Consider the following 575-nt stretch of genomic DNA (forward strand, 5'->3'; position numbering starts at 1 on the left):
CGAATGCCTTGCGACGAAAGCATCAGGTACGAGTACATGTTGAACAACGACAGGATCTTTGCCTGTACGCGCTTGTTTTCCGGCAGGTCACGCCCTACGTTGATATACCAGGCCGAAGCATTCTTTTTGAAGAACGCCATCTCCACCAGCGCATCTACCTGGATGATCGCGCCGCTGTCCGGAAGTTTATAGTTTACACCAAAAGCGGCTTCCACACCATCGCGTGAGATCGCCACCATGGCCGAGAACGGTGGATCCGAGGTCGTATCAAGACCCAGGCGTGTTTTAAGAATAGCCGCCTGTCCCTGTATGAGGATGATCTCCGGCAGCGAGAGCAGGAAGAATACTTTGCTCGAGAAGGTATAGCCATTGTCCCCCGAGGTAGCGATCGAAGCCCCTACCCCCAGCGAAAACCCCTCTTTGCTCTTGTCAAACTTGGAGATAAAGATCCCTTCCCTGTTCTCGGGAAAGACTTTCTTCTTATAATACAGATACCACGATGCATCAGCCGCCAGCCCTACCGACTCGCGGCTCGCAATATACCGGCGGCCGAATAATCCTCTGAACCCGTAGAT

General features: G+C 52.9%; 1 protein-coding gene. It reads right to left on the reverse strand.

Features of this window, described 5'->3' with window-relative positions; genetic code table 11:
* On the reverse strand, positions 1 to 575 hold a 575-nt coding region (locus KK078_RS30950; protein ID WP_254094788.1), incomplete at both ends, for a hypothetical protein.

It is taken from the genome of Dawidia soli (genome assembly GCF_018598185.1).
GTDB lineage: Bacteria > Bacteroidota > Bacteroidia > Cytophagales > Cyclobacteriaceae > Ohtaekwangia > Ohtaekwangia soli.